The following is a 21,133-nucleotide window of genomic DNA, read 5'->3' as shown; positions in this document are numbered from 1 at the left end:
TTACCCAATGTTATAATTTGTTATTTTTGCTACATGCTTCTTATTATTTGTATTTTATGTTATACTATTTATATTGCATGTTAACGTTTACCATATACGTAACATCTTAATGACTTTATTTAAGGGGGAAAATAATGCAAGTATTAGATTTGTCTCACACTTTTGAGAATGGTATGCCGGTTTTTCCAGGAGCACCAGAACCGACTTTTCAACAAATAGGAGATGTGAAAAATAACGATGATACTTATCAAATCATAAAGTTTGATATGATAACTCATTTAGGAACCCACATTGACTGTAATACACATGTCTCAAAAGAAGGGTATTATACAGATACTCAAGATATGGGTTTCTTCATAGGAAAAGGTATAGTTATTGATTGCAGTAGTTATGGTAAAGGTGAAAAAATAGGCATGGAAATATTTGATAATATCGATGTGTCTGATAAGGAATTTATATTGATATATTGTGACTGGGCAAAATATTGGGGCCAAGAAGCATTTTTTGGTGAATTCCCTTATCTTTCAGAAGAAGTAGTTGAATTTGTAAGAGATCATGACACAATAAGAGGAATTGGCTTTGAATACGCATCAATAGATCCTTTATCTGATGCAGACCTTAAACTTCACAAAATTCTAATGACAAAAGAAAAAACAATAATAGAAAATCTCACAAATTTAGACAAGCTATTAAACAAAGAATTTACTTTTATAGCTATGCCATTAAAATTTAAAGGCGGAGAAGGATCTCCAGTAAGAGCAGTAGCTATTATTTAATTTGTTCAGAATTTATTCAGGGACAGGGTTCAACTTTCAAAAGTTGAACCCTGTCCCTAAACTTGTCTATAATCCATATATATCAGAGAATTCTATATCCATAGTGTCAATCAATTTTGTTTCTTCAATTTTTTCATTCTTTAATTGGCTATCTTCATTGTTTAATATCCAAATTGGTAACTTGACTATAAATTCTGTATATTTTCCAACCTCACTATTTACAGTAATTGTACCTCTTTGTAATTTGAGAAGTAGTTTGACTATAGTAAGTCCAATACCGCTCCCTTCGCTTCTTCTGGTAAATGATTTATCTACCTGTCTAAAACGGTCAAAAATAATCTTTTGTTTATCTTCCGGAATGCCTGTCCCTGTATCTTTAACAGCTATACAAATAAACTCATCTTTTTCATATATGCTTACTGAAATTTCGTCTCCCTCATCGGTAAATTTCATTGCATTGGAGAAAAGATTTAACATAATTCTTTCTATACAAAAAACATCACAGGCTATATACATACTTTTAACACTAGAATTAAATTTTATTATACGTTTTTTATTATGACAATAATATATTACTGACTTAGAAATCTTATTTACAATATCAACAATATCACAGTTTTGCAAAACAACACTAAAATTATCCGAATTTATTTTTGTAATATCAACAATGTTATTAACTAGCTTCAATAACCTATAATTGTTCTGCTTTATGATATTAATATAATTTTCAAATTTTTCTTTTCCGATACCTATAGAGTATTTTTTATTATATAACTCCAACATCTGTAATGCTGAAAATGAAAGATTCAAAGGTGTTTTTAACTCATGGGATAGGTTGGCAAAAAATTCAATTTTATGTTTGTTATATTCAAGCTGTTCTTTTAATGATTCTATTTCTGTAATATCTAAAGCCGATATTAATAACTTTTCTATATTTCCATTCTTATCTCTTATAATATCGTTGTGAGAAACACATTTTCTCTTTTCTCCATTTGAAGAAATAAAAGTTCCCTCCAAATAGAAAGCTATATTTTCATTTTTCTTTGATATAAATGCTTTTCTGATTTTTTTTCTATCTACCTCATCACAATAATTATCAACTAAACTTTTACCAATAATATTTACTTCATCATCACCTAAAAGTTCACAACCTCTTTTATTAATATTCATTATAGTTCCTTCAGAGTCAAGAACAAAGAATATTGCTTTACTCAAATCAAGATATTTTTGCAATTTGTTTTTCTCTTCTTCCAATTTATAAGTTCTCTCTGCCACTTTATATTCTAAGATTTCATTATACTCGTCTAATAGAGTAAAATATTTAGCATTCTCAATTGAAATTACAATTTGAGAAGAAAGCATTTCTAGAACCTTTAATCTATCTTCAGTAAATGCACCTGTCATTAAATTATTCTCAAGATAAATTATTCCTTGCACTTTACCTCCCTTTACTAAAGGAGAACATATAACTGATTTAGTTTTTCCATCTGAAATATATAAATCATTACCAAAAATTACTGAATTACTTGCATCTTTCATAATAATAGTTTCTTTTGATCTACTCACATAATTAATAATTTTCTTAGGAATATTGCTGTAATTGTCCAATTCTATACCATCTAATATACGTATTTTTTCTTCATTTGCCTCTTTTACACCTTTTACAACAAAATGTTGACCTTCTTTCATAATTATAACTACTTTTTGTGCACCAACATTTTCCATAAGAATTGAAATTAGCCTTTTTATTAGGTCCTCTAAAACTATTTCCTGTGATATTGCCTCACTTGCTTTCATAATTGTATTAATGTCGATTTGAGCTAATGAAGTAGCAGCACATTCGCTCAAGCTTAAATAATCATCATAACTATTCTCTAAATATTTGCCATACTTCTCTTTAAGATGGTTTACTTTAGCCATCGCACCCCATTTGTAATATTTTTCATACGCTTCTTCAATATGTAATTTTACGTATTTAGGATTATTATTTTGTATCCAAAATTTTGCTGCTAGTTCATTTCCTAATGCTGCCTCATTTATATAGTTATTTTCATTAGCTAAAGCAATAGAGTTATTATAATATTCTACCGCTTTTAAGCCTTCACCCTTGACTCTTAAAAGTTCTGCCTCTATAAGATAATATTTATGTAAAAAATTCATTGGAGCATATTTTGACCAATATTTTAATTTTACTTGATTTTTAGAAACTTTAAATAATATCTGCTCTTTATCATTATTTGAAACACTATGGTATAGTGAAAGTCTTGAAAGTGAATCATAATAATTTAGGATAGCAATGTCCACCATTCCTGCCACTCCACCTATGTTTTCTTCGGCTTTTTTTGAAGTCTTAACTGCTCTATCGTATTCCCCAAAATGATAATATAATATTGTTTTAACTAGATATAAGAAAAATAATCCTATCATATCACCAATTTTACTAGAAAGACAAAGTATTCTGTTTTCATCACACATTTCACCGGAAACTTCCATGACGTTTTTTGATTTTCCCTGCATATTCAAAATCAATTGTCCAAAAATTTTTTGATAATTTAATGATAAACCTTGTTTTATCTTTTCTAAACTTTTTATATTAGTTGTTACTTCATCTTCCACAACTGATAGTGGATGCCCAACATAAAATGAATTTTTCGTATGTGCCGGCAAACAATACCCACCATATTCAAAATCTCCATTTTCCATTCCTGATTTGAATCCTTCAGTTAGAGAATCAAGAGTTGATTTAAGATGTTCTTTCCAATGCTTTATACAATAATTATCAATTTCTAAAACCTTTGCCTTATATTGTTTTAGATTTTGACTTTCAACCAAATCAATACTCATTCTACCTATTCTATATCCCTTTGCTATATCATTTCTCACATTACAAAGGATCATTCCATAAAAAGTATAAGCTCCTACTGAAAACGGGGAATTGCCGTATCTTATTGAAATTTCAACCATTTTACAGGTTAATATTGGGGTCATCATAGGTGCTGCCTTATATGTGGCAGGTGTGGTACTTAGCATAATCTCCATAGCTGCCACTTTTACAGGGTCACTCATAATAGGTAACTTAGTTAAATCTTCCACATCCATTCCCTTCATAGCTTCTTCCACATTATCAAAAGCTTTTTCAATATCAGTTTGATTTGGGTTAATAGGCATGTTTATTCCCATTAATTCAAGGACTGATATACCCGTTTTCAAAGCTTTCTGCAATTTCATTTGAGCTTGATTAGCTTCTATTTTTGTCGTATAAACTTTAATCTTATCAATTAAGGATTTTGCATTTTTTAATACTTCTTCAGCATAAAACTCCATCATATTATAATTACTTATAAGATAAGCACCTTCTGTTGCCATGGTATATAATTGTAAAGTTAGTTCATAATGTTTTAACCATGCATCACCCCCCAATAATTCTATACCTGTTTTTAGGTATAAAAATGAGAAATCAAATGAAGAAGATTTTTTTGCCATTCTACTTGCTTTTAAATTAAGTTTAGCTAATTTAATTTTTTCTTCAATATTCTCAATAGTATTTCTACCAGCATTATACTGACCTACTATTGCAAATAGCTCATCTACTTCTTGACAGTTATCGTAATTATCCCATAACAACCTACCAATTTTTAAATGTGTTTCACCTTTTACACTATCAGGGATCATAGAATAAACGGCCTGTTGAATACGATCATGAGCAAAGCTATACTTTTTACCAACATTTATTAATCCTTCATTAATAGCTTGAAGCAAATCTTTCTGTATAGATTCCTTTGGCTTTTTATTTATAATAGCTAAAGTTGTTAAACTAAATGTATTTCCTATACAAGCTCCATGTTTAAGAATTTCAATAGTCTCTGGATTTAATATTTTAATTTTTCTTACTAATAATTCCACTACGTTCTCAGTTATATTTTGCTTCTTTATTTCTTCAATGTTCCAACACCACTTCATTTGTTCATAATTAAACCACAAATATCCTTGTTTGTATAAATACTCAGAAAATTGTTTTACAAAAAATGGATTCCCTATTGTTTTTTCATATACAAAATGGGATAATTTCTTTAACTCATTTCGATCTCTTTCTGTACACTTTAATGTATCTTCTATAAACATTCTAATATCGTTTTCATTAACTGGATTTAAACTTATCTTATTAGCTATAATTCCTTTTTTATGGAGTTCATTTATCATAGATTCTACAGGTTTTACTAAAATACTTTTATTATCTCTATATGCACCAATAATTAACAGATTTTGAATTGATTTATTCTCCATAATCATTTTTATAAAACCTATACTTGCTGAGTCTGACCACTGGAGGTCATCAATGAACATTACAATAGAACATTCTTGGCTGGAGATTACACCCAAAAAATTTTGAAAAACAAAATTGAACCTATTTTGTGATTCTATAATTCCAAGTTCAGGAACTGGAGCTTGTTTGCCTATGATTAATTCTAGTGAAGGAATAATATCCGTAATCACGCTTCCATTATTGCCTACTGACTTTAATATTTTTTTACGTATATTTAGTAATTTGTCTTTAGGTTCTTTTAGTATATCTTTTATTAAATTTTTTAAAGCTACAATAATTGCACTATATGGCGAGTTGTTTTTAAATTGTTGAAATTTACCACCTATAAAATACGCCTTTTCTTTAACTACTCTATTATTAATTTCCTTTACCAAAGAAGACTTTCCTATTCCCGGATAACCTTTAATTAATACTAATTCTTTATCACCATTTTTAACCTTTTTGAAAAGATTCAGTAGCTCATTAATCTCCTTATCTCTTCCATATAATTTATCTGGTATTTCAAATATATTTGACTTATCCTGTCTTGCTATTTCAAAAAATTCTATATCCCCTTTTTCATCAAAACTTTTTTCACATATATTCAAATCTTTCTTCAAACTTTTTAAACTCTGATATCTATCCTTTGGCATTTTTGATATAAGTTTCATGATAATATCAGAAACTACTTTTGGAATTTCAGTATTTATTCTATAAGGAGCAATAGCCTCTATTGCTAAATGTGAATAAATAAGTTCTGTATTATCTTGGTTCTTAAAAGGAGTTTCCCCTGTTAATAGTTCATAAAAACAAATTCCTAAAGAATAATAATCAGCTCTATAATCTACTTTTTTATTTATCCGTCCTGTCTGTTCTGGAGCTATGTAAGCCAAACTACTTCTTTTCATAGATTCAGATTTGAAAAAATCTTTAATTCTTATTTTACCCTCTAGATTAATTAAAATATTCTCTGGATTAACACCCAGATGAATAAATTTTTTCTTATGAATTTCTTCTAAAGCTTCAACAGTATATATAGATATATTTAGAAATTCTTTAATACCTACTGTTTTTTTTGAGATAAACGTTTTTAGCATTTGTTCTTCTTTATTCATAATTCGCCCCTCAATTCACCGAAATTTCTAAATTTCAATTTAATTCTATCACTTTCTAACAATATTTTTTGTCGATTTGGGGGAATTAGTAAAAAAAACATAATATTTTATCTACAATCCATATACATCAGAAAATTCTATATCTAAAACATCTATGAATTTAGTTTCCTCAGTATTTCCATTCTTCAATTGAACATCCTTATTATTTAATACCTTTATTGGTAACTGAATTATAAACTCCGTAAACTCTCCTAATTTACTATTCACTGAGATTAACCCACCCTGCAATTCTAGAAGCAATTTAACTATCGTTAACCCAAGACCGCTTCCCTCACTTCTTCTAGTAAAAGACTTATCTACCTGTCTAAAGCGATCAAAAATAACTTTTTGTCTATCTTCTGGGATGCCTGTACCAGAGTCTTTAAGCGCTATAACTATAAAATTTTCTTTTTCGTATATATTTACTGAAATCTCATCTCCCTCATCTGTACATTTCACAGCATTAGAAAAAAGATTCAACATAATCCTTTCAATGCTAAAAGCATCACATGCAATTATCTTCTTTTTTACATGAGAATCAAATTTCACTATACGACTTTTATTATTGCAATAATCTGATACTGAAAAAGTAATCTTTTTAATAATATCTACAATATCGCAATTTTCTAAAGCAACATTAAAATGATTTGAGTTTATTTTTGTAATATCCACAATATTATTAACTAACTTTAACAGCCTATAATTATTTTGCTTTATAATGTTAATATATTTTTCAAATTTTTCTTTCCCCTCACCTGCAGAGTATTTCTTGTTATATAAATCCAACATCTGTAATGCTGAGAAAGAAAGATTTAAGGGTGTTTTTAGCTCATGAGATAAATTAGCAAAAAATTCAATTTTAAGCTTGTTATATTGAAGCTCTTCTTTTAATAATTCTATTTCAGTAATATCCAGTGCAGAAATTAATACACTTTCAATATTCCCATGTTCATCCTTAATAATCTCGTTGTGCGAAACGCATTTTCTCTTTTCACCATTAGTAGTAATAAAATTTCCTTCTAAATAAAAAGCTTCTTCTTCATTCTTATTAGAATAAAAAATTTCCCTTATTTTTTTTCTTTCTTCATCTACAAGATAATTATCCCCTAAATTTTTACCAATAATATTCGCTTCCTGGTCACCTAAAAGTTCACAGCCTCTTTTATTAATGGTAGTTATTTCCCCTTTTTCATTTATGACAATAAAAATATCTTTACTTACATCAAGATATTTTTGTAACTTGTTTTTTTCTTCCTCTAACTTAGTGGTTCTTTCTGCAACTCTCTCTTCTAAGATTTCATTATATCCCTCTAATAGAGTAAAATATTTAGCATTTTCAATTGAAATTACAATTTGAGAAGAAAGCATTTCTAGAACTTTTAACCTATCTTCAGTAAAAGTACCTGTCATTAAATTATTTTCAAGATAAATTATTCCTTGTAATTTTCCTCCTTTTACTAAAGGAGAACATAAAACTGATTTAGTTTTTTCCTCTGAAAGATACAAATCATTACCAAAAATCACAGAATTATTTGCATCATTTATAATAATTGCTTCTTTTGATCTACTTACATAATTAATAATTTTCTTAGGAATATTAGTGTAATTGTCCAATTCTATACCTTCTAATATACTTATTTTTTCTTCATTTGCTTCTTTTACACCTTTTACTACAAACCTCTGATATTCTTTCATAATTATAACTACCTTTTGAGCACCAACATTTTCCATAAGAATTGAAATCAATCTTTTTATAAGTTCATCTAAAACTATTTCCTTCGATATAGCCTCATTTGCTTTCATAATCGTGTTAATGTCAATTAACTGTAATGGTGAAGCAGTAGTCTCAATTAAATTCAAATTATTTTTTTCACTATCATCTAAATATTCTTTATAGTTCTTCATAAGATATTTCAGTTTAGCCTCTGCTCCCCATTTATCGTAACATTCGTAAGCTTCTTCAAAATGTAATTTCGCATATTTAGGATGATTATTTTGCAAACAAAATTTTGCAGCTAACTCATTTGCTAGAGCTTCTTCGTTAATATAATCATTTTCTTTTGCTAATAAGATTGACTTATTATAATACTCTAAAGCTTTATAAGTCTCTCCCTTAATTCTAAGAAGTTCTGCCTCTACAAGATAATATTTATGTATGAAATTCATCGGAGCATATTTTGACCAAAATTTTAATTTTGCTTGATTTTCAGAAATTTTTAATAATATTTGTTCTTTTTCATTATTTGAAACGCTATCGTAAAGAGCTAGTCTAGAAAGTGAATCATAAAAATTTAGAATAGCTGTATCTACCATTCCTGCAGCTACACCTACATTTTCATTTGCTTTTTCTGAATTCTTAAGTGCTCCATAATAATCCCCAAAGTTATAAAATAGTATTGTTTTACTTAAATAAAGAAAGAACTCTCCTAACAAATCGCCAGCACTCTGTACACTTGAAAAAATCTTTTTCTCGTTACATATTTCACCTGTTAGTACCAAAGGGTCTGTTACTTTTCCTTGTATATTTAAAACTAACTGTCCAAAAATTTTTTCATAATTCAACGATGCACACTTTTTTATTCTTTCTATATTTTTAACATTTACTCCGATTTCTTCTTCAAGAATTTGGAGCGACCGACCTAAATAAAATGAATTTTTAGCATGTCCAGCCAAACAGCAAGCAGCATTTTCAAAATTTCCATTTTCAACTCCAACTCTATATCCCTCTTCAAACCCATCAAGTGTTGACTTAAGATGATCTTTCCAATGCTTTATACAATAACTATTCATATCCAAAACTATAGCCTTATGTTTATTTGAATTTTCTCTATCAAGCATATTGATACTTAATTTTCCAATATTGTATCCTAACTCAATTTCATTCATTTTCTTACAAAGTAATAGCCCATAAAAAGTATACGCACCCGCTGAAAGAGGTGAATTACCATATTTCACTGAAAACTCAACCATCTTACATGCTAATATTGGCGTCATCATTGGATTTGCCTTATAAGTAGCAGTTATAGTACTCATCATAATCTCCATAGCGGCCACTTTTATAGGATTACTCATAAGAGGTAAATCGATTAAATTTTCTACATTAACTTCTTTCATAACTTCTTTTATGTTATAGAAGGCTTTCTCAATCTCCGTTTGATTGGGTCTAGTAGGTAAAGTTAATCCCATTAATCTTAGAACTGATAAACCAATTTCCAAAGCTTCCCGAAATCTCATTTGAGCTTGATAAGCTTCAATTTTCACTCTATAAACTTTAACTTTATCAATCAAATTTTTTGCATTTTTTAAAACTTTTTCACCATACAAATCCATTATCTCATAATTATTTATAAGATAAGCTCCTTCAGTTGCATCTGAATATAATTGTAAAGATAATTCATATTCTTCTTTCCATGTACCTTCTTCCAATAATTCAATACCTGCATTTAAATATAAAAATGAGAAATCAAAAGCAGAAGACTTTTTCGCCATTATACTTGCTTCTAGATTCAACTTTGCTAATTTAATTTTTTCTTCCTGGCTATCAATAATATTTATAGCTGAATTATAATGCCATAATATTTTAAATAACTTCTCTCTATCTTCATTGTTACTATATGTTTTAAGTAACATTTTACCAAGACTTAGATGTGTTTCTTCTTTCACACTATTTGATATCATGGAATAAATAGCCTGTTGAATACGATCGTGAAGAAAGCTATATTTTAAATTTTCTTGTAAAGAACCATTATGTTTTCTGCTAACGCTAATCACTCTTTCCCTTATAGCTTCCTCCAAATCCTTTTCTATTTCTTCACTTGGCCTTTTACTTATAATAGCTAAGGTAGATAATGTAAATGTATTTCCTATACATGCTCCTTGTTTAAGAATTTCAATAACACTAGGAGTTAATATTTTTATCTTCTCTACTAATAATTCAACTACATTCTCAGTTATATTTTCTTTTTTTATTTCTTCGATACTCCAATACCAAGTCATCTCTTCATAATTAAACCATATATATTCTTTCTTATATAAATATCCTAGAAATTGTCTTATAAAAAATGGATTGCCGCCTGTTTTTTCAAAGACAAACCTAGATAACTCATTCAGCTTTTCTTCATCTATCTTAGCCTCATTAAATGTATCACTCAAAAGTATACTAATATCTTTTTCATTCAATGAACTCAAACTTATCTTATTAACACTTATCTCATTTTCGTTTAGTTCATTAATCATTGATTCTAAAGGATTTCTTACGATACTTTCATTATCTCTATATGCTCCTATAATTAATAAGTTTTTAATAGATTTATTCATCATAATCATTTTTATAAAATCTATACTTGTAGAATCTGCCCACTGCATGTCATCTATAAACATTACAATAGGACAATTTTCACTTGAAACTACACTAATAAAATCTTGGAAAACACGATTAAACCTATTTTGCGATTCTATAATTCCAAGTTCTGGTACTGATTTTTGCTCTCCAATGATTAATTTTAAAGATGGAATAATCTCTGTGATAACTCTCCCATTATTACCAATAGCGTCTAATATATGTTTACGAATACGAAGCAAATTTTCTCCAGATTCCTTTAGTAAATCTTTAGTTAAATTTTTTAGTGCTGCAATTATAGCACTATATGGAGTATTATTTTCAAATTGCTGAAATTTACCCCCTATAAAATATGCTTTTTCTTTAACTACTTTATTATTGATTTCCTTTACCAAAGAAGATTTTCCTATTCCTGGATACCCTTTGATTAATACTAATTCCTTAGATCCCAACTTAATCTGTTGAAAAAGGTTCTGCAATTTTTCAATCTCTTCATTTCTACCATATAATTTATCTGATATTTCAAATATATTGCAGATATCATCTTTTGCTATTTCAAAAAATTCTACTTCTCCTTTTTCATAAAAATCTTTTTTACATTTTTTCAAATCCTCTTTTAAGCTTTTCAAATTCTGATATCTATCTTTCGGCATCTTTGATATAAGTTTCATAATAATATCAGAAATTACTTTTGGAATTTCTTTGTTTATTCTATTAGGCTCAATAGCCTCTATTGCTATATGTGAATAAACAAGTTCAGTATAGTCCTGATTTTTAAAAGGAGTTTCCCCTGTTAATAGCTCATAAAAACAAATTCCTAAAGAATAATAATCAGCTCTATAATCCACTTTTTTATTTATTCTTTTTGTCTGTTCTGGTGCTATATAAGCTAACTTGCTCCTTTTTAGAGAAACAGACCGAAAAAAATCTATAATTCTTACTTCTCCTTTTCTGTTGATTAAAATATTCTCAGGATTAATATCTAGATGAATGATCTTTTTCTTATGAATTTCCTCTAAAGCCTCTACAGTATTAATAAATATATTTATAAATTCATCAATATCTATCTTTTTACATTGCATAAAAGTCTTTAACATTTGTTCTTCTTTATTCATAATTAACCCCTCAATTCATCAAATATTTTCTAGATTTCATTTTTTATTTTACCACTTTATAACAATATTTTTTGTCGATTTGGGGTAATAAGTAAAAAAAAGCATAGTTCCTATAGAATTTAGGAATTATGCTTGATACTTTTATGATATTTAATTTTGATTACTATAGCTTATATCTAAATTTAAATCACATTCTTCATTCTTTTCCCTAGTTAAGATTATTACAGCTGCAACAATCAATGAACTACCTACTATTTTTAATAGCGATATATTTTCATGTAATATGATAACACCTAGGATAATACTTGTTATTGGCTCTAACATACTCAAAATCGATGCTGTTGATGCTCCTATATATTTAATTCCTAATTGAAATAATGATAATGCTCCAACGGACACACATAAAGATACTATCAATGAATACAGCCAAGCCCTAGGAGTTAATTTTAATGTTAAGCTATTTGTGATTAACCCATAAATAAACATAGAAGAGGCAATTATTATACATAAATAAAATGATAATTTAATTGGATGTAATTCTTTTAATTCACTCTTGTCCATATAAACCATCAAAAATGCATATGATACTGCTGAAAGCAAAGCTAATAAAATACCTATCATACTTGCCCCCTCATTATTCCCTAAAAACATTAATACCCCAAACGTAGCTAAAATAAGTGATAAAATTTTATTTACACTAGTCCTTTCTTTATATATTAGTATACAAGAAAGAATTACAAATGTTGGATATGCAAAATGAATAGTAGTAGCTACTCCCACTGAAATATAATTATAAGACGTATATAAGAAAAAAGTAGTTAGTGTTGCGCCAAAAAAACCCAGAATAATGATATTCTTCATTAGTTCTATTGTTATCCTCAAAGAGATTCTTTTATATTTCAATATGGAATATAACACTGGTAAAGCTATAAAGCTTCTCAGAAATGTTAGCATTATAGCGTTACTGCCACCTAAGTATGAAAGCTTTGCTAAAATTGGCGTGAATCCAAAAATTACTGCTGATAATATTATAAATATACTGCCTTTTACTCTATTCATTTACATTCTCCCTACTAACCTAATAAAGTTCTAATATTCAAATTGACGATAATATCTTCGGTATTCTAAATCATGTCCTGAATTTGCCTCATAGTGTTCACATAATCTTCCTCTTGTGGCATTATTAAATAATATAGGAGATAAAATATATCTAAATTCATCATCAATTCCTTCTAATTTGAAATCCTTTGTGTCAATTACAACTAATTTATCAGTTGTTTTTTTCAAGAATCTTTCAGCTCTTTCATCTAAAGGACGTAATTCATCTTCACCCTTTACTAAGAATACTAGTACATCTTTCTCTACTAATTCAAGTGTTCCATGGAAGAATTCTGCAGATGAAACCAATTTTGTACGCATCCACTGCATTTCCTCAAGTATGCACATAGTAAACATATAAAGTTCTCCATATAAAACACCAGATCCTACCCATATTTGATATGGTTCCTCCCAGTATTTTTTTGCAATTTCAGCTGCTACTGGATCATATTCTTCTTTTAATCTTGCTAAATTTGCATGTAAGTTCGCCATTTGATCAGCAAATTTTTCATACATAGGGAAATCCCCTCTGTTATATAACAATCTTAATGCGAATAAATAGAATCTTAAATAAGCATTGTCCATTCCTCCAATTTGGCTTTTAATCATTTGTGTGGAACTTTTAGCTAACGGAGAATTTTCACTGCCTGTGAATACAATAACCTCCGAGCCAAGATTTTTTGCATACTTACAGATAGCTACAGTTTCCTTTGTATCCCCTGATTTTGATCCTGTTATAACTAAAGAGTTTTTTGTAATGTTCTTATTCTTTTGTAATAATGCTTCTGCCGCATTTAGCAAATATACAGGTACATCTGAGTAATGCTTTATAATAACTTCAACAGATGCTAGTTCAGCTGTAGTTCCCCCAACACCTGTAAGAATGATGTTTTCATATCCATCTTTACTTAGCATATCAGATACTGATTCTATTTTACCTCTAAGATCATATGTCTTTCTTCCATTTTCCAAGAATTCTTCCACATTAAATTTTAGCATAAAAATCTCCTCCATACGAATCATTTTTAATTAATTATTACAAAAAATTAATTTATTTCATTTCTTATTTATTGCTTCTATTATAGAAGGAACTTCTTTCAAACTTTTAACTTTTTGGTACACTTTATCTTGTATTTCTTCTTCAACCACCGCTAAATCCGGTATAAAAACAACCTTTATATTTGCTTCAATAGAAGCCAATATGCCATTCCTTGAATCTTCTAATACAAGTGCATTCTCACATTTTACTCCTATATACTCTAAACATTTTAAAAATATTTCTGGATGTGGCTTTCCCTTTGTAACAACATCTCCACTAATAATGTAATCAAATGTTTCTTGTATGTTAGCTAAAGCCATATAATTATCAATGACTACTCTTCCACTCGAAGATGCAACTGCAGTTTTTATTTTGTTTTCTTTTAAATACTTTATACACTCTATTAACCCATCTTTTATGACTAATTTGTTCTTCCGTAGATGTTCATCCATCAAAAGATTTTTTTCTTTTCTTAATTTATCATATGGAAAATCAAATCCAAAATCATCATAAAACATTTGTTCAGTAGTTCTTGAATTTGCCCCTATTGCTCTATCGTAAAAACCTTTTCTGAATGTATATCCATATTTTTCTGCCACTCTAGTCCATATATCTTTGGATAATTTTTCAGTATCAAACATTAAACCATCCATATCAAAAATTACTAAATCTATTTTACCCAACTTTATCACCTTCCTACTTGCTTTTAAAAAAATGTTCAATTCCGTTTTTAGCATTTATCTCAGGATGTTTCCATATAAAAACAATAAACCATGTGGTCAATATAACTCCTTTTAACAAACCACTGATGCTTATGCTCCACCATACTCCTTTTAAACCTAGTAATCTTTCGTCTGAAAGAATCATTGATGCTGGTATTCTAAGTCCGTTGAATATAATACCCACAAGAGATGGTGGAATTGTTCTTCCAAGTCCATTAAATGCTCCAGATGTTGTTATTTCTATCCAAATAAAAAACTGGGCTATACCTAAAATTCGTAAATATACAACGCCTTGCCTAACAGTCTCTTCTTCATTAATAAAAATAGAAAAGATAGGTTTTGCACCAAATATTAAAAGACATGTAGCAATTATTCCTAATATAGCTACAACTCCCATAGATAATATATACCCTTTGTAAATCCGTCCCCACTTTTTTGCACCATAATTCTGTCCAACGAATGTACTAAGTGCTGTTGCAAATCCGCTAGCTGTCATCCAAGAGATGGACTCTATTTGAGAACCAATCTTTTGCACTGCTATGGGTTCCGGACCCCAACTAGCAACAATTCTAGCAATGAACATAGAAAATATAGTGAATAATCCACTTTGAAAAGCCACTGGTAAACCAAGCTTTATAATAGTGTTTATATTATCTCTATCAGGTATTTTAAATAAAGAAAATCCTGAAAATAATTGTATCCTTGCTTTAATAAAGTAAATAAAAATTATAGTCACAATCAGTTGTGAAAGAATAGTCGCTATAGCAGCTCCTTTTATACCCCATAACGGAAAAGGACCAATTCCAAATATCATCAAAGGATCAAAGATCATATTAGTTACTAATCCAATAGTATTAATAATGAATGGTGTCTTACTGTTCCCATATCCATTAATAATTCCTGTAAAAACAGGGTTTATAAAATAAAAAAACATACCCATAGAAATTATCACCAAGTAACTAATAGCCTCATTGATAACTTTGGTATCTTTAATATTAAAAAAACAGATTAACTGCCTTTTAAATATTAAGAGACAAGTCCCATATAATATTGCTAAAACAATAGTTAATTGTATGGTATTTACTGCAAAGTTGTTTGCTTCTTTTATATTTTTTCTACCTATTGATTGAGCAACTCTAATTTCTGCCCCTGTCTTAGGTATAAGAATAAAAGCCATTGCTAACCATGTAAAAAAACCTGCTGTTCCAATAGCAGCAACAGATTTACTTCCTAACCTGCCGACCCAAATCATATCCACTATGCTATATGCCATTTGAATAAAAGAAGTTCCCATAATAGGTAATGCCAATTTTATTAATGATTCTAAAATTTTTCCTTCTGTTAAATCATTATCTTTTTCATATTTTTTCATTTATCATCCTCTTAAATATGCTTTAAATTTATGCATACAAAAAGGCAAGAATCTCTTCCTGCCTATTAAATTTATAATTTAGTATTGAACTTTACCCATATATTTTCTAATATCTAAAGAATGCTCTCTTTTATCTGCTAAATGTTTTGAGAATCTATCTAATACTGCTGAAAGGATTAATGGTGAAAAGTATTCTCTAAACTCTTCTGGAACACCAGGTAATTCATAATCTTTTGTATCTATAAGTGTATATTTCTTGGTATACTTATTTGCAAAACTTTCAACACGATCTACTAATGATCTTGTTTTATCTTCACCTTTAAAAATCAATAAATTTGTATCTTCTCTTACTACTTCAAATGAACCATGGAAGAATTCTCCTGCATGAATAGGCTGTGCATGAATCCATTGCATTTCTTCTAAAATGCAAATTGCATATGCATAAGTCTCACCCCAACATATCCCAGAACCGAGTGTCATAAAGAATTCTTCATCTTTATTTTCTTCAGCAAATTTTTCTGCAATAGGTTCTGCCTTTTCTTTTACTTTTACAAGGCTATCACCTAATGTACTCATCGCCTTCATAACTTCATCATATTTCTTATAATCATCATTGTATTTCAATACATTAAATATAATTTGATACAGCATAATTATTTTTGAATCAGTTACCCCTGTCTCTGCATAGTTTGCAAAGACGTAGTCCACTGCATCCCCTAATGGAGAGTCCTCTTTTCCTGTAAAACCAATTGTAGGTGCTCCTATAGTTTTTATATATTTTGCAGCCTCTACAGTTTCAGGAGTACTCCCAGAATATGATGATAATATTACCAATGATTTTGATGTTAAATTAATTGGCTTTAATGCATTGAATTCACTAGCATTATATATATATACAGGTGTATTAGAATTTGTTTCTAATACATATTTACATGGAAACATAACAGCAAGTGATCCTCCGCAACCAACTAAAAAGATATTTTCAATATGCTTTTTTTCATTAAAAATACTACTTACAACTTTTTCAATTCTTTCTTTTTGAGAAATCCCTTCCTCAATCATTTTTTTGTAAATAACATTATCATTTCTTACCATTAAAATACCTCCCTTAATATAATCTGTTTCGCTTTTTATTTCAATTACGAACTACATTCTTATCCCTTTACACTTCCTTGAGATAATCCTCTAACAAAATGCTTCTGCATAGCGAAGTATAGGATAAACATAGGCAGAGAAGCTATTGCTATACCCGCTAACATTGTTGTCCAATCTGTACTTAATGCGTCTCTAAAAGTAGATAATCCTATAGGTAATGTCATTAATTTTTTATCCTCTATAAATACAAGAGCAAATAAAAATTCATTCCAAACAAATATTGATGTCATTATTGCTGTAGATGCTAATATAGGTTTACTAATTGGTAAAACTATTTTTATGAATGCTCCAAATGAACTACAGCCATCTATGTAAGCAGCATCTTCAAGGTCTCTAGAAAAAGACATAAAATACGCTCTCATAAGAAATATTGCAAATGGTAATTTAAATGCGATATAAGGTAATATCATAGCCAGATATGTGTTATATATATGAAGTTTTTGAAGTATTCTATACAAAGAAATCAAAGCTACCTGAGGAGATAACAATAAGCCTCCTATAATAAGATAAAATATTATCTCTTTACCTTTAAATTCATATTTCGTTAACCCATAAGCACAACATGCCCCGATAAAAACTGTTGCAGTTATGGAACATGCTGCAACAAAAATACTATTAAAAAAGTATTTCGAAATTCCCATATTCCACGCTTTTATATAATTGCTAAATAAAAGTTTTGATGGTAATTTTAATGAATTTGTAAAAAGCTCTTTATTGGATTTCAATGAATTTAAAATAAGCCAAAACATTGGATAAACTACAAGCACTACTAGAACAAACAATAGTATATATACGAAAACCTTTGCAGTATAATAATTCTTTTTTAGTTTCATTTGTTTCCTCCTTTATACATTTCCTCCTTCAATTGTATTATTATTCTTTACCACTCTTAGAAATTTTTAATTCTAATACAGATAATGTAAATGTAATAACAAATATAATAACTGCAATTGCTGAAGCATATCCCATTTCATCATATATAAATGCAGAATCATACATATATGTACCCAAAACCTGAGTAGAATCATATGGTCCCCCCATGGTTAATATATATACTTCAGTAAATAATTGAAAAGCCCCAATAACTGTTATTACAGAAGTAACTAAGGTCATTTCTTTTATATTAGGAATTGTAATTAAAAATGCTTTTTGCACTCCACTTGCACCATCTATTTCTGCTGCTTCGTATTGTTCAGTCGGAATTTTTTGTATTGCCACAATAAGAAGCATTGTTATATATCCAACCCACTGCCATTGACTCATTGCTATAACACCAAATATGGCTGTCTTAGGATTCCCCAACCATGCACGTGTTAAATCTTCACGTCCAATTTGAGTTAATACCGCATTTATCAAACCAATGTTAGGACTATAAATGAAATACCACAATAATCCTATCGCGGTTATTGAAATAAGAGATGGTAAAAAATAAATATTTCTAAATATGTTCTTCATTTTTTTATTTATCAATGAACTTTCAAGAATAATAGCCAGAAATAGTCCGAATCCAATCTGACATATCAATGAAATTAAAGCATACAGCCCATTATTTTTTAATGCTGTGTAAAATATGGAATCAGAAAATATTCTTTTATAATTTTGAAGACCAACAAAAATCACATTATCTGAATAACTATTCATTTTAAAGAAACTATAATAGAAATTTTCAATTATTGGAATGTATATAAAAATCAATATAAATAGTAGGGCAGGAAACATATAAAAAAATGGTGCCCATTTCTTACTTTTTTTTGTCATATGTACTTTCCTCCTAATTAGGATTCTACAAGTATAGCAATATATTAAATTTGCTATACTTGTAGATTCTATTGATAATTACTTATTATTTCCCCATCTCTGCACGAACCTCTTTAGCAGCTTCCTGAACTTCTTTCATAAATTGCTCTGGAGTAATAGCTCCATCTGCTAATTTTTGTGCATTAACCATATACACATTTCCTACTTTAGCATGTAGCGCTGAATCCAACCAATTTGTCATACCTTCAGCATTTAACACTATTTGAGTAGTATCGTATATGCTATCAGTGACAACGCCTTTACCTACAACATTCTTAATTCCATTAATAAATCCTAAATCCTCAGCTTCTTTTACACCCATTTCTTTTCCTGTCAAGAATTTCAAGAAATCAACAGCTTCTTTAGGATGTTTTGTGTTTGCAGAAACAACAAAACCTTCTGGATATCCAGTTAAATGGTTATTACCGCCCTTTGCATCTGCTATATCAGGGAACTTAAATACTCCGTATTCAAATCCTTCTTCAGCAGCTCTATCTATCTCCGGAAATTCAATGATTTCTACAAACATCATAGCTGACTGTTCATTTATAAAATTCACTCTAGCTTCCGAATGCTTAATTGAATTAGTATCCGCATTGCAATATGAGATAATCTTAGAATATTTTTCTAAAGCTCTAACATATCCAGGATCAGTAAATTCTCCAGATTCAGGATCATAATCTTTAAGTGTTACATCATTAGGAACTTCTTTTTGATTCAATGTGCCTAAGTAATGAGTAGATGCCCATTGTGCTACATTACCATAAGAAATAGGTGTTATTCCTGCTGCTTTAATTTTTTCACAAACTTCAATAAATTCATCCCAAGTATTAGGAGCTGATACCCCTACTTCATCAAATATCTTCTTGTTATAGACAAATACTTTTCCATCTAATCTGTATGGAACTCCATAAACTTTGTCTTTATATTTAAATGGTTCAACTTGAGCTTCTACAAAAGTATCTCCCCATCCATCTTTAGCTAACTCATCTGTCAAATCATAAATTTTATCTGCTCTAATAAATCTGTTTGTGAAATCTCCAGGCCATGTAAAAAATACATCTGGTGCTTCATCTGTACCTAAAACAACTTTAATCTTTTCTTTAAACGGATCATTTGAAATCGACTGAACATCGATTTTAACATTCGGATTTACTTTTTCATATTCTGCCGCAACTTCATTAAAGAACGTACTATCTGGTTCTTGAGTCCATCTGTGTAATAGCTTCAATGTTACTACACTATCACTATCTGCTGCTACTGATTTATCATCATTTCCACTGCTGTTATTGGTATTACCACACCCTGTAAATACTAATGCTGTAGATAAACTTAGTGTCAAAAACAAACTTAACGCCTTAAACTTTCTTTTCATTTTTGTACCCCCCATTTTTTGTTTCATAACCCTATTAATATTTTTTTCCATATCCAAATGCACCTTGTACCAGGCAAGATTCAGCTGCAAACTCAGCACCTTTCTTTAAAGAATCTTCTATAACTTCTTCTTTATTGAGATTTGTCTTATACTCACTTTTAATTAAATTTAATAAAAATGCTGTTACAAATGAATCTCCTGCACCAAGTGTATCAATGGCCTTGATTTTTTTGGAAGGTTGATGATAAAATTTTATACCGTCATACAATATGCCCCCTTCTATTCCTCTTGTTGCTAATGCCATACTACATCCATAGTCTATAACCTCTTTTAATTTTTCTTTTGTTTCACCTTCTGTTAAATTCCCACATGACATAAAGCTAAAATCGACGTATGGGCATACTTTTGGGAGATAATCTTTTTCGATTTTATCTGAGAAGTCAAAGGAGATTGGTACATCTAAATCCTTTAGCTTTGTTAACTCTTCCTCAATAAAACTGTAACAACTTGTATGTACTAGATCAAAATTATTAATATATTTCAAATCCTCTTGATTTAGTTTAATGGGCTTTTGTTTGGAAATTCCTCCACCATTACCTTTTAGAAAAACTCTATCTCCATCTACTATATTTACTCTTGCATATCCATTTTCCCCATGATACTTTCTACAATAGCTTGTATCTATCTTAAGTTCTTTTAACACCCTAATAATATGTTCTGCTGCTTCATCATCACCAAATATTCCTATATATGCGGATTCTGCACCATTTTCTTTTGCATAGACACTAAAATTTAATGCATTACCACCTGGAAACATAGTTTTAAGATGTATATATTTATCAACAACGTTATCTCCTAATCCTAGTACTTTAATCATATAATCACCCT

12 protein-coding genes are annotated in these 21,133 nt (G+C 29.2%); 1 reads left to right on the top strand and 11 read right to left on the bottom strand.

All coding sequences use genetic code 11. The annotated features are described in order from the left end of the window. Positions 1-134 precede the first annotated feature (134 nt). Positions 135-776, top strand: a complete 642-nt coding sequence (locus ACQ3F0_RS09340; protein ID WP_428864966.1) for a cyclase family protein — start codon at positions 135-137, stop codon at positions 774-776. A gap of 66 nt (positions 777-842) precedes the next feature. On the opposite strand, the gene ACQ3F0_RS09335 is transcribed toward ACQ3F0_RS09340, so the two are convergent. The 11 genes from ACQ3F0_RS09335 to ACQ3F0_RS09285 form a co-directional block, all read right to left on the bottom strand. Continuing rightward, positions 843-6,194 carry an AAA family ATPase gene (locus ACQ3F0_RS09335; RefSeq protein ID WP_428864965.1) on the bottom strand — a complete coding sequence of 1,784 codons (5,352 nt, stop codon included), beginning with the start codon at positions 6,192-6,194 and terminating at the stop codon, positions 843-845. Between the two features lie 111 nt (positions 6,195-6,305). Further along, positions 6,306-11,687, bottom strand: coding sequence for an AAA family ATPase (locus tag ACQ3F0_RS09330; protein WP_428864964.1), 5,382 nt, complete (start codon positions 11,685-11,687; stop codon positions 6,306-6,308). Positions 11,688-11,837: 150 nt separating this feature from the next. Continuing rightward, positions 11,838-12,746: a DMT family transporter gene (locus ACQ3F0_RS09325; protein WP_428864963.1), complete on the bottom strand. Its 909-nt coding sequence runs from the start codon at positions 12,744-12,746 to the stop codon at positions 11,838-11,840. Between the two features lie 30 nt (positions 12,747-12,776). After that, positions 12,777-13,784 (bottom strand): SIS domain-containing protein, encoded by a 1,008-nt coding sequence (locus ACQ3F0_RS09320; RefSeq protein WP_428864962.1) that lies wholly within the window; start codon positions 13,782-13,784, stop codon positions 12,777-12,779. 57 nt (positions 13,785-13,841) lie between these two features. Further along, on the bottom strand, positions 13,842-14,507 hold the full coding sequence (locus ACQ3F0_RS09315) for an HAD family hydrolase (protein ID WP_428864961.1): 666 nt from the start codon (positions 14,505-14,507) through the stop codon (positions 13,842-13,844). 13 nt (positions 14,508-14,520) lie between these two features. Continuing rightward, positions 14,521-15,918 (bottom strand): MATE family efflux transporter, encoded by a 1,398-nt coding sequence (locus tag ACQ3F0_RS09310; RefSeq protein ID WP_428864960.1) that lies wholly within the window; start codon positions 15,916-15,918, stop codon positions 14,521-14,523. A gap of 78 nt (positions 15,919-15,996) precedes the next feature. After that, the gene (locus ACQ3F0_RS09305) at positions 15,997-17,013 is read right to left on the bottom strand and encodes an SIS domain-containing protein (protein ID WP_428864959.1); all 1,017 of its coding nucleotides are present in this window, start codon (positions 17,011-17,013) and stop codon (positions 15,997-15,999) included. A 59-nt stretch (positions 17,014-17,072) separates the two neighbouring features. Continuing rightward, complete coding sequence (locus ACQ3F0_RS09300) at positions 17,073-17,906, bottom strand: carbohydrate ABC transporter permease (protein WP_428864958.1); 834 nt, start codon at positions 17,904-17,906, stop codon at positions 17,073-17,075. 40 nt (positions 17,907-17,946) lie between these two features. After that, entirely contained in the window at positions 17,947-18,831 is an 885-nt protein-coding gene (locus ACQ3F0_RS09295; RefSeq protein ID WP_428864957.1) for a carbohydrate ABC transporter permease, read from the bottom strand. 85 nt (positions 18,832-18,916) lie between these two features. After that, on the bottom strand, positions 18,917-20,245 hold the full coding sequence (locus ACQ3F0_RS09290; protein WP_428864956.1) for an ABC transporter substrate-binding protein: 1,329 nt from the start codon (positions 20,243-20,245) through the stop codon (positions 18,917-18,919). Positions 20,246-20,279: 34 nt separating this feature from the next. Continuing rightward, positions 20,280-21,122, bottom strand: a complete 843-nt coding sequence (locus ACQ3F0_RS09285; protein WP_428864955.1) for a fructoselysine 6-kinase — start codon at positions 21,120-21,122, stop codon at positions 20,280-20,282. Between the last annotated feature and the right edge of the window lie 11 nt (positions 21,123-21,133).

Origin of the sequence: Clostridium sediminicola, from assembly GCF_050402865.1 — a bacterium.
GTDB lineage: Bacteria > Bacillota > Clostridia > Clostridiales > Clostridiaceae > Clostridium_AF > Clostridium_AF sediminicola.
This window is presented reverse-complemented; position numbering and strand designations above follow the sequence as displayed.

Bases quoted from the DNA above. Each gene is read 5' to 3' on its own strand.
- ACQ3F0_RS09340 (WP_428864966.1), top strand. From the start codon at position 135: ATGCAAGTATTAGATTTGTCTCACACTTTTGAGAATGGTATGCCGGTT.
- ACQ3F0_RS09335 (WP_428864965.1), bottom strand. From the start codon at position 6,194: ATGAATAAAGAAGAACAAATGCTAAAAACGTTTATCTCAAAAAAAACA.
- ACQ3F0_RS09330 (WP_428864964.1), bottom strand. From the start codon at position 11,687: ATGAATAAAGAAGAACAAATGTTAAAGACTTTTATGCAATGTAAAAAG.
- ACQ3F0_RS09325 (WP_428864963.1), bottom strand. From the start codon at position 12,746: ATGAATAGAGTAAAAGGCAGTATATTTATAATATTATCAGCAGTAATT.
- ACQ3F0_RS09320 (WP_428864962.1), bottom strand. From the start codon at position 13,784: ATGCTAAAATTTAATGTGGAAGAATTCTTGGAAAATGGAAGAAAGACA.
- ACQ3F0_RS09310 (WP_428864960.1), bottom strand. From the start codon at position 15,918: ATGAAAAAATATGAAAAAGATAATGATTTAACAGAAGGAAAAATTTTA.
- ACQ3F0_RS09305 (WP_428864959.1), bottom strand. From the start codon at position 17,013: ATGGTAAGAAATGATAATGTTATTTACAAAAAAATGATTGAGGAAGGG.
- ACQ3F0_RS09300 (WP_428864958.1), bottom strand. From the start codon at position 17,906: ATGAAACTAAAAAAGAATTATTATACTGCAAAGGTTTTCGTATATATA.
- ACQ3F0_RS09295 (WP_428864957.1), bottom strand. From the start codon at position 18,831: ATGACAAAAAAAAGTAAGAAATGGGCACCATTTTTTTATATGTTTCCT.
- ACQ3F0_RS09290 (WP_428864956.1), bottom strand. From the start codon at position 20,245: ATGAAAAGAAAGTTTAAGGCGTTAAGTTTGTTTTTGACACTAAGTTTA.
- ACQ3F0_RS09285 (WP_428864955.1), bottom strand. From the start codon at position 21,122: ATGATTAAAGTACTAGGATTAGGAGATAACGTTGTTGATAAATATATA.